At 72.9% G+C, this 9434-nt stretch carries 10 protein-coding genes; 7 read left to right on the top strand and 3 right to left on the bottom strand.

Annotation, left to right across the window (positions count from 1 at the left end):
• Together ABD067_RS16705 and ABD067_RS16700 are read right to left on the bottom strand one after the other, a co-directional pair.
• Window positions 1-738 (bottom strand): hypothetical protein (locus ABD067_RS16705; protein WP_343896487.1); only part of this gene is annotated, 738 nt, incomplete at its 3' end.
• A gap of 509 nt (window positions 739-1247) precedes the next feature.
• On the bottom strand, window positions 1248-2282 hold the full coding sequence (locus ABD067_RS16700; protein ID WP_343896486.1) for an aspartate-semialdehyde dehydrogenase: 1035 nt from the start codon (window positions 2280-2282) through the stop codon (window positions 1248-1250).
• A gap of 247 nt (window positions 2283-2529) precedes the next feature.
• On the opposite strand from ABD067_RS16700, the gene ABD067_RS16695 reads away from it, so the two are divergent.
• The 7 genes from ABD067_RS16695 to ABD067_RS16665 all read left to right on the top strand — a co-directional run bounded on the left by ABD067_RS16695 (window position 2530) and on the right by ABD067_RS16665 (window position 8738).
• Window positions 2530-3921, top strand: a complete 1392-nt coding sequence (locus tag ABD067_RS16695; protein WP_343896485.1) for a PQQ-dependent sugar dehydrogenase — start codon at window positions 2530-2532, stop codon at window positions 3919-3921.
• 17 nt (window positions 3922-3938) lie between these two features.
• Window positions 3939-4277, top strand: coding sequence for a c-type cytochrome (locus tag ABD067_RS16690; protein WP_343896484.1), 339 nt, complete (start codon window positions 3939-3941; stop codon window positions 4275-4277).
• A gap of 143 nt (window positions 4278-4420) precedes the next feature.
• Window positions 4421-5362, top strand: a complete 942-nt coding sequence (pqqB, locus tag ABD067_RS16685) for a pyrroloquinoline quinone biosynthesis protein PqqB (protein WP_343896483.1) — start codon at window positions 4421-4423, stop codon at window positions 5360-5362.
• Between the two features lie 90 nt (window positions 5363-5452).
• Entirely contained in the window at window positions 5453-5719 is a 267-nt protein-coding gene (locus ABD067_RS16680) for a hypothetical protein (protein WP_343896482.1), read from the top strand.
• 80 nt (window positions 5720-5799) lie between these two features.
• The gene (locus tag ABD067_RS16675) at window positions 5800-6612 is read left to right on the top strand and encodes an enoyl-CoA hydratase (protein ID WP_343896481.1); all 813 of its coding nucleotides are present in this window, start codon (window positions 5800-5802) and stop codon (window positions 6610-6612) included.
• Between the two features lie 240 nt (window positions 6613-6852).
• Window positions 6853-8019 (top strand): hypothetical protein, encoded by a 1167-nt coding sequence (locus ABD067_RS16670; RefSeq protein ID WP_343896480.1) that lies wholly within the window; start codon window positions 6853-6855, stop codon window positions 8017-8019.
• Window positions 8020-8117: 98 nt separating this feature from the next.
• A complete protein-coding gene (locus tag ABD067_RS16665) occupies window positions 8118-8738 on the top strand; it encodes a nucleoside 2-deoxyribosyltransferase (protein ID WP_343896479.1) in 621 nt (206 codons plus the stop codon).
• On the opposite strand, the gene phoB is transcribed toward ABD067_RS16665, so the two are convergent.
• Window positions 8711-9433 (bottom strand): phosphate regulon transcriptional regulator PhoB, encoded by a 723-nt coding sequence (phoB, locus tag ABD067_RS16660; RefSeq protein WP_343896478.1) that lies wholly within the window; start codon window positions 9431-9433, stop codon window positions 8711-8713. The two genes, ABD067_RS16665 and phoB, sit on opposite strands and share 28 nt — an antisense overlap.
• Between the last annotated feature and the right edge of the window lies 1 nt (window position 9434).

Genomic DNA, 9434 nt, shown 5'->3' with positions numbered 1-9434 from the left:
GGCGGCCACCGCACGGGCGCGCTTCAGGGCGTCGGCGGCGCCGGGCGGCACCAGGCCGGGCGGCAGCGCGGGGCCGAGCACCTCCAGGAGGTTGCCGGCGATGGCGATCTGGCGGCCGAGCGCGTCGAGCGCGGCGGCGAGTTGGCCGGGGCGGGCACCGGCGGCCGCGGCTTCGGCGGCACGGTCGCGGAGGGCGGCGTTCTCGTCCCGCAGCGCTTCCGCTTGCCGGCCCTGGCCGGCCAAGGCTTCGCCGAGGCGGCGCGTCGCGGCGTCGCTGCCGGCGGTGGAGCGGGCGCCGAAGTAGTAGCCGAAGACGCCTGCGATGATGCCGTTGACGTAGCCCGCGGTGGCGTCGTTCAGCGACAGCGCTTGGCTGAACAGCAGCAGCGGCAGGCCGACGACGCCGACGATCAGCGCCAGCAGGGCGCGGACGGTGCCTTCCGGCAGGGCGAGCGGCAGTTCGCGGAGGCTCGCCAACTGCTCCGGCGTGGTGCGCGGGTCGCGCAGAAAGGCGAAGGAGCGCGTGGCGAGCCACCACAGGAACGCCGCGAAGGCGATGCCCACCGAGAACACCAGCAGCGCCGCAAACTGGACCGGCGGGCCGGACAGGAGGGAGGAGAGGGGTGGAAGCCCGGCGAGCCGCGCGCCCGCCAGCACCAGCAACGCCGCTGCTCCGGAGAGCAGGATGCGGACAGGGGTACGGAGGACGCGCCAGAGGTGGGTGGAAGGGAAGTCCATGCCATCGCCTCCATTCAAGCGAGGACATTCAACCCCTGATTATATTACTATGTCAAGAAAATCCTAGACAGATAGTCCTATCAACGGCTGCGATCGATCCGGACGGACTGCGAGTGCCTCGACCGTCCTGCCCCCTCGTCTCCCCCGCGCGCTTCCGCCGGCTGTCCGTCGCCCGTCCTTTCCTGCCCGACTCGATCAAACGCGCGCGCAGGCATTCTTTGCTTTCGCGTCCTGACCCACCCGCTCCCAAGGGCGGCCGGAATGGCACGGCGATGCCGGAGGAAACCGCATCTGTGGGGAGGATCGCCAAGGGCCGGCCGACCCTCGCCCGACTGGAGGGCAAGCACGAGGAGACGGGGCGCGACGACGCCACCCTTGGGCATCCGGGCACGTCGTCTCGACCGGCGCTATACCTCGCCTCGCCGTCGCTCGCGTCCGCGGCTTACGCCGTCGTGCGAGGGCGGTTTGGGAATGGGTCTCGCCGCGGAAACGGCGCCGCGGCGCCCAGTTCAGGCCGCCCGCTTGGCCTGGATCAGCCCCTGCTCCACCAACGCTTCGGCGATCTGCACCGCGTTCAGGGCCGCCCCCTTGCGGAGGTTGTCGGACACGCACCAGAAAGCCAGGCCGTTCGGCACCGTCGGGTCGCGGCGGAGGCGGGAAACGTAGACCGCGTCCTCGCCGGCGGATTCCGTTTGCGTCACGTAGCCGCCGTCCTCGCGCCGGTCCACCACCAGCACGCCGGGCGCTTCGCGGAGGAGGTCGCGCGCCCGCTCCTCGTCCAGTGGGTTCTCGAACTCGACGTGGACCGCTTCGGCGTGGCCGATGAACACCGGCACGCGGACGCAGGTGGCGACCACGGCGATGTCGGGGTCCAGGATCTTCCTGGTCTCCACCGCCATCTTCCACTCTTCCTTGGTGGAGCCGTCGTCCATGAACTTGTCGATGTGCGGGATGCAGTTGAAGGCGATGGGCTTGGTGAACTGCTCGGGTTGCGACTGGTCGTTCACGTAAACGGCGCGGGTCTGGTTGAAGAGCTCGTCCATGCCCTCCTTCCCGGCTCCCGAGACCGACTGGTAGGTGGCGACGACCACGCGGCGGATGCGGGCGGCGTCGTGCAGCGGCTTCAGCGCCACCACCATCTGGATGGTGGAGCAGTTCGGGTTGGCGATGATGTTGCGCTTGGCGAAGCGCTGGAGGTGGTGCCCGTTCACCTCCGGGACCACCAGCGGCACGTCCGGCTCCATCCGGAAGTGGCTGGTGTTGTCGATCACCACGCAGCCGGCCTGCGCGGCGCGCGGGGCGTGAACCGCCGACACGGATGCGCCGGGCGAGAACAGGCCGATGTCGGTGCCGCGGAAGTCGAATTTGTCCAGGTTCTGGACCTTCAGCGTGCCCTTTTCGCCGAAGGAGACCTCCTGGCCCGCGGAGCGTCCGGAGGCGAGGGCCGCCACCTCCTTCACCGGAAAGTCGCGCTCGGCGAGCGTCTTCAGGATCTCGCGCCCGACCGCTCCGGTGGCGCCGACGACCGCGACCCTGAATGCCATGACGACCCGCTCCTGAAAAACATGACCGGCCCGGCGCAGGGGGGCCGGGCCAAGGGCGTGAATAAGCGCCGCCCCGCGACGGTTCAAGCGCGCGCTGCGGCTCCGGGCCTCCTCGATCCAAAAAATCGAACGCGGCTTTGGCGCCGCGGCTCACGGGCATGTCAGAGGCGGTCGCCGGAGGCCGCACCATTGTCCAGGAACTCACGTCGCGGGATAGGTCGACGGGGGGTCGGGAGGGAAACATCGGATGAAAACACGGAAGGCGCTGCTCGGCGCCGGGTTGATGCTCGTCGCCGGCGCGTCGGGCCTTTTCGCCCAACCGCAGCCGCGGCCGGGCCAACAGCAAGACCAAAGGCCGGCCCAGCCGCCCGCGGCGGCGCCCGGCGGGGCCGTCCCGGGCGAGTTCTCGCCCGGCATGCGGCCGCCGGCGCCGGGCCCGGTGCCCGCGCAGGGCGCGCTCGAGCGTTTGCAGCAGTTCCGCACCACCGGCACCGCGATGCAGATGGAAACGGTGCCGCAGGACGGCCGCCGCGCCGACGCGCTCCGCCGCAACCTCGAGCGCATCAAGCTGCCGGAGGGCTTCAGGATCGAGCTCTACGCCGTGGTGCCGGACGCCCGGCACATGGCGGTGGGCGCCTCCGGGGTGGTGTTCGTGGGCACCCGCAAGACGCGGGTCTGGGCGGTGACGGACCGCGACCGCGACCGGGTGGCCGACGAGGTGAAGGTGTTCGCGCCCTCCATCGGCTTCAGCGTGCCCAACGGCCTGTGCTTCTCGCCCGACGGCATCCTCTACGTGGCCGAGCACAACCGCGTTCTGGCCTTCCCGGCGGCGGAGTTCTTCTACGAGGGGCCGGACGTGGCGGCGGAGACGGTGGTGGCGCAGGGCCAGCTCATCCCCGCCTCGGAGGAGAGCTTCAACCACGGCGCCCGGGTGTGCCGGATCGGGCCGGACAACAAGCTCTACGTCTCCCTCGGCCAGCCCTTCAACGTGCCGCTCCAGGCCAAGATGGACCTGTACAACCGGGTGGGCATCGGCGGCATCGTCCGCATGGACCGCGACGGCAAGAACCGCGAGGTCTACGCGCGCGGCATCCGCAACAGCGTCGGGATCGCTTTCCGGCCGGGGACGCAAGAGCTGTGGTTCACCGACAACCAGGTGGACGGCATGGGCGACGACGGCCCGCCCGGCGAGATCAACCGCGTCACGGCGGCCGGGCAGAACTTCGGCTTCCCGTGGTACGGCGGCGGCACGGTCCGGACCAAGGAATACGCCAACGCGCAGCCGCCGGGCGACGCGGTGCGCCCGGTGGTGGAGACGGCGAACCACGCCGCCGACCTCGGCATCACCTTCTACGACGGGCGGATGTTCCCGGAGGAGTACCGCGGCGCGATCTTCAACGCCCAGCACGGCTCCTGGAACCGCACCACGCCGATCGGCGCGCGGGTGATGGTGACGTTCCTGAACCCGGACGGGACGGTGCGCGAGTACAAGCCCTTCGCCGAGGGCTGGCTCGACGAGGAGACCAACGAGTACCTCGGCCGGCCGGTGGACGTGGCCACGCTCCGCGACGGCTCGCTGCTCGTGTCCGACGACATGGCGGGCGCGATCTACCGCATCTCCTACGACCGGCAGCGGTGAGGGGATCGAGGGCCGCCGTGGCCCTGGCGGCGGCGCTTGTGTTCGCGGGGGCGGCGGGACTCGCCCCCGCGCAGGAGCGGGCGGCGGCGGGCGACCCGCGCGCGGGACGGCGCCTGGCGGGCGGCCAGTGCGCCGCCTGCCACGGCAACGACGGCATCGCCGTGCTGCCGGAGGCGCCGAACCTCGCCGGGCAGAAGGCCGGCTACACGGCCGCGCAACTCCGCCATTACCGCAGCGGCGAGCGGAAGCACGAGCAGATGACCGTGGTGTCGCAGGGGCTGTCGGACCAGCAGATCGCCGACCTCGCGGCTTGGTACGAAGCGATCCAGGTCGAGGCGACGGTCCCGGGCCGGTGAGGCGCCGCCGCGCCGCTTGAGGGGCGCCGGGCGGGCGGGCAAGCTCCGCCACCGTCGCCCCGGATAGGGAGCAGGGAGCTTTGCACGACACCCAGGCGCACGCGCCGCGCCCCGATGCCTTCCCCTTCGGCTGAGGGCGCGGGGTGCTCAAGGCCATCGTCCTCGGCGCCGCCGCCGGCGGCGGTTTTCCGCAGTGGAACTCCGCGGGGCCGGGCTGCCGGCGCGCGCGGGCCGGCGACCCGGCCGCGCCGGCGCGCACCCAGGCGTCCCTCGCGGTGTCGGGCGACGGTGGGTGCCGTTGGGTGCTGCTGAACGCCTCGCCCGACCTGCCGGCGCAGTTGCGCGCGACGCCCGCGCTGCATCCCCGGCCGGAAGGCGACGCGGTCCGCCATTCGCCGATCGCGGCCGTGGTGCTGACGGGCGCGGAGGTGGACACGGTCGCGGGCCTGCTGAGCCTCCGGGAGCGGCACGCCTTCGCGCTCTACGGCGCCGAACCGTCGCTGGCCGTGCTGAGGGAGAACCCGATCTTCGGCGCGCTCGACCCGGGGCTGGTGCCGCGGCGGCCCTTGCCGCTCGGCGAGGCCTTCGAATTGCGGGACGCGGCGGGGGAGGGGCTCGGCCTCCGCGCCGAGGCCTTCCCGGTGCCGGGCAAGGTGCCGCTGTTCCTGGAAGCGGGCGGGGAGGACCCGGGCCGGTCCGACGCGGGCGAGACCGTGGGACTGCGGCTTTCGGCCGGGGAGGGGGGCGACGCGCTGTTCTTCGTCCCCGGCTGCGCGGCCATGACGGGCGACTTGCGGGAGCGGCTTCGCGGCGCGGCCTGCGTGCTCTTCGACGGCACGCTCTGGCGGGACGACGAGATGCTCCGCGCCCGGGCAGGGACCAAGACCGGCGCTCGCATGGGGCACATGAGCGTCGACGGCCCGTCGGGCACGCTGGCGGCCTTCGCCGGCCTCGGCGTGCGGCGGCGTGTCCTGATCCACATCAACAACACCAACCCGGTGCTGCTGGCCGACAGCCCGGAGCGCGCCGCGGTGGAAGCGGCGGGGTGGGAGGTGGCCTCCGACGGGATGGAACTGCGGGTTTGAGGAACCCTCGGCCCCGCCGCGGCTTGCTGCTTCGGCCGCCCGGCCCATCTCCGGGCGGAGCGAACGACGTCGGGAGAAAGCCGGATGCTGATGCGATGCAATCCCTTGGGCCTGCCCATGGCGATGGCCGGAACCGCGATGGGCGGCATGGCGGCGATGGCCGCGGTCGGCCCGTTCCTGGCGGGGCTCGGCGTCGGGGCCGCGCTGGTCGGCGGGTCCATCCTGGCGCGCAAGGCGATGGAGCGCCGCAACAGTTGGCGGGACGACGACGGCATGGGTTCCTCCACCATGGGCGCCGGCATGAGCGATCTGGGGCCCGGCGGCGATCCGACCTCGCCCACCGCGCCGCCGCTCTGACGCCTAGGTACCCGGCGCTGGCGGCCCACCCGCCGCCACGCTAGGCCCGGCGCGCGGGCGGTTCCGCGCGGAGACGGGGCATGGGCGGCGAAGGCGAGATCAAGGTCGTGTTGCGCGACTGGCCGGCGGGCTGCGGGCGCGTCGCCTCCGTGTCCATCGCGGCCGCGCACCGGATGAACCTGCTGGACTCCGAACTCATGCGGCGCTTCGCGAAGGCGATGGCCGCCCTTTCCGGGGAGAAAGGGCTGCGCGCCGTGGTGCTCTCCGGAACCGCCCCGCGGCCCTTCGTCGGCGGTGCCGACATCCGCGAGATGGGGGCCCTCCGGGACGGCGCCGAAGCGCGGAACTTCATCGAATTGGTCCACGGCTGTTGCCGGGCGGTTCGGGACTGTCCGGTGCCGGTGATCGCCCGAATCGAGGGCTACGCGCTGGGCGCCGGGCTGGAGCTGGCCGCCGCCTGCGACCTGCGGATCGCCGCCGCCGACGCCCGCTTCGGGATGCCGGAGGTGCGGGTCGGCATCCCGAGCGTCGTGGAAGCGGCGCTTTTGCCCATGTTGATCGGCTGGGGGCGGACGCGCCGCTTGCTCCTCCTGGGCGAGATCATCGGCGCCGCCGAGGCGCTGGAATGGGGCTTGGTGGAGCGGGTGGTGCCGGCGTCTGCCCTCGATGGCGCGGTGGAGGAGTGGCTCGGGCATCTCGACGCCGCGGGGCCGGCGGCCCTGCGGTCGCAAAAGGCGCTCATGCGGCAGTGGGAGAACCTGCCGGCGGACCGCGCCATCGCCGCGGGCATCGACGCCTTCGCGGCGGCTTGGGGCAGCGACGAGCCGGCGCGGATGATGCGCGACTTCCTCTACCGCCCGCGGCCAGGAGCGGGGGGCGGCGGCACGGGTTAGGGGCAAGCCGGCCGCACGGTGCTCGACAAGGTTCGGCGCGCCGTCTCGCCCCGCGCCAGGGCCCGCTCCGAGCCCAGCGGACAACGGGTATTTGGCTGCTAAGTCATAGATTTTCTTGTGATTGGCGCCGAGTGCGCAACCCGACTACACCGGGACAACGTTCCGCGTCCGCGCCCGATTTGCCGGCCGATGCGGCGGGCCGCGCGGGGTGCGCGGTTCCGGTCAGTCGAGAGGGTGCCGATGGCGAAACAGGCCGCCCGTGCCGAAATCCCGCCGCCGACGGCCGCGAATCTCGCTGCCATTCATGATCTGCATGATCTCGGGCGCGAGTGGACCGTCATCCGGGAGTGTCGCTTGCGCCCCGCCGACCGAGGCAGCTCACCGACCGTCCTGATCCATCCGGGTCAGGGGATCGCGATCGTAGATGTTGCGCCTTCGGAAACGCCGGACGCGGTCGACGCCGTGCGCGCGAGGCTCGGCCTGGCCCGCTTCGAAGGGATCTTCGCGGGCCACCTCCCGGTGGTCCACCTGCAGGCGACCCCGTGGCAGGTGCCGGCGCTCCAGAAGCTGCTCGATGATGCCTTCGCCGCCCAGCCGCCCTTGACCCTTCCCGGTGGCGACGCCTGGGCGGGCGTCGCGGCCCGGGCGTTGACGGCCGAGAACCATCCTGCTCCCCGCAACGAACCGCAACCGTCCGGCGGCACGGCGGAGGCCGGCCGCCAATGGCGGACGCGCCGCCGCCGGCGGCGTCGGGGAAGGGTGTTGCGGAAGGCTTTTGTGCTTCTGCTGTGCCTCGCTGCCCTGGGCGGCGTGCTGGCGGTGGCGATGAAGGACGCTCCTCCGCTGCTCGGCGCTTCCATCCGTGCGATCCTGGCGCCGGAAGCCGTGGTGGCGCCTGCTGCCCCGCCGGTGCGAGCCGTCGAAAACTCGACTCCGGCCGAAGCGGTGGCGTCGCCAGCCCCGTCACCCGCGCCGGAACCGGCCGGCACGATGCCGGCCCCGACCGCGTCGGCCCCGCGGGCCCGGCCGGCACCGAGCGATGGCGGAGCCACGGCCCCCATGCCGGAGGCGTCCTCGGCCGCGCCGCAACACCCGGCTTTGGAGACGCCGACTGCGGCGGCGCCGCCCCCGGCCGCGGTTCCACCCCCGTCCTGGCGGCAAGCGGCGCCGCCCCCGCCGGCGCAGGCGGGAAAGCCACCGGAACGGACGAGTCCGCCGCCGCGGCAGCAGCGCCGACAGCAGCAGCAAGAAGCCGCCGGGGCCGATCCGGCGCCCGCCGGCAGCACCGCCTCAGGCCCTGACGCCACGTCCCAGCGCTGTGGCCGCGTCGCGGCCCGGATAGGCTCAGGCGAGGCCCTCGGCGACGCCGACATGCGGTTCTTCAACCAAGCCTGCATCCGCTGGTGACGCTGAGACCGGGCGGCGGGGCGCAAATCGTGGCGGCCCGCCCGCGCAGGGCGTAGGCTGTTGCGGCGGCATTCCGACTCGGTGGCGGTGGGCGAGCGATGCGGGTGTATCTGGCGGGACCGGAGGTGTTCTTGGCCGACCGCGGCGCTGCGGTCGGGGCCGAGAAGCGCAGGATCTGCGCGGCCCACGGGTTGACCGGGGTGGTCCCGGTGGAGGAGGGCGGGCTGCCGGGAGCGAAGGGCGCCGACGATCCGGCGTGGTTCGGCTTGTACCGCGGCAACGAAGACCTGATCCGCGGCTGCGACGCCTTGATCGCCAACCTCACGCCATTCCGGGGCCCGTCGGCCGATCCGGGGACCGTGTTCGAACTCGGCTTCATGCGCGGCCTGGGCCGGCCCGTCCTGGGCTACGCCAACACCGCCGGGCGCTTCGGTGGCCGAACCTTGGCGGCCCTGGGGCCCGCGGCCAAACGACGACCGGACGGCGTTTGGGAGGACGCCGAGGGGATGGCGGTGGAGGATTTCGACCTCCACGACAACCTGATGCTCGAAGGCGGCATCCGCGCTTCCGGCGGCCTCTTCACGGCCGAGGCCGTGCTGCCGGAGCGGCGTTGGAGCGACCTGTCGGCCTTCGCGCGTTGCGTGGCGGCCGCGGCCGCGATGCTCCAGGCCGGCGGCGGCGCCGGCCGTGGTCAGCCGGGTTCCGAGTCCAGCGCGTAGCCGGCGGAGCGGACGGTCCGGATCACGTCTTCGTCGCCCGGCCCGTTCACCGCCTTGCGGAGGCGGCGGATGTGGACGTCGACCGTGCGCGGCTCGACGTGGATGTCGCGGCCCCACACCGCGTCCAGCACCTGCTCGCGGCTGAACACGCGGCCCGGGTGCTGCATCAGGAACTCCAGCAGGCGGTACTCGGTCGGGCCGAGGTGCAGCGGCCGGCCGGCGCGCGACACGCGGTGCGCGTCCTGGTCCAGCGTGAGGTCGCGCCAGGAGAGGACGCCGCGCGTGGCTATCGCGCCCGAGCGGCGGAGCAGCGCCCTGATCCGCGCCATGAGGCTGTCCATGGCGAAGGGCTTGCTGATGTAGTCGTCCGCGCCGGTGTCGAGCGCGCGGACCGCGTCCTGGTCCTCCGTCCGCGCCGTCACCATGATGATCGGCAGGTCGCGCGTGCCGGGGCGGCGGCGGAGCTGCCGGCAGACCTCGATGCCCGAGATGGCGGGGAGCATCCAGTCCAGCAGCACGAGGTCGGGCCGGCCCTCGGCGACGCGGAGCAGCGCCTCCTCGCCGTCGCCGGCCTCGTCCACGCGGAAGCCCTGCTTCTCCAGGTTGTAGCGGAGCAGCGTCAGCAGCGGCACCTCGTCCTCGACGATGAGGATGGTGGGCTTCGCCATGCCCGGTGCGGCGGCGGTGTCGGGCATC

Origin of the sequence: Craurococcus roseus, assembly GCF_039523795.1 — a bacterium.
GTDB classification, from domain to species: domain Bacteria; phylum Pseudomonadota; class Alphaproteobacteria; order Acetobacterales; family Acetobacteraceae; genus Craurococcus; species Craurococcus roseus.
Note: the sequence above shows the minus strand (reverse complement) of the source record. Positions and strands in the feature narration are given on the sequence as shown.

Coding starts and splice junctions, on each gene's coding strand:
- ABD067_RS16700 (WP_343896486.1), bottom strand. CDS start 2,282: ATGGCATTCAGGGTCGCGGTCGTCGGCGCCACCGGAGCGGTCGGGCGC.
- ABD067_RS16695 (WP_343896485.1), top strand. CDS start 2,530: ATGAAAACACGGAAGGCGCTGCTCGGCGCCGGGTTGATGCTCGTCGCC.
- ABD067_RS16680 (WP_343896482.1), top strand. CDS start 5,453: ATGCGATGCAATCCCTTGGGCCTGCCCATGGCGATGGCCGGAACCGCG.
- ABD067_RS16675 (WP_343896481.1), top strand. CDS start 5,800: ATGGGCGGCGAAGGCGAGATCAAGGTCGTGTTGCGCGACTGGCCGGCG.
- ABD067_RS16670 (WP_343896480.1), top strand. CDS start 6,853: ATGGCGAAACAGGCCGCCCGTGCCGAAATCCCGCCGCCGACGGCCGCG.
- ABD067_RS16665 (WP_343896479.1), top strand. CDS start 8,118: ATGCGGGTGTATCTGGCGGGACCGGAGGTGTTCTTGGCCGACCGCGGC.
- phoB (WP_343896478.1), bottom strand. CDS start 9,433: ATGCCCGACACCGCCGCCGCACCGGGCATGGCGAAGCCCACCATCCTC.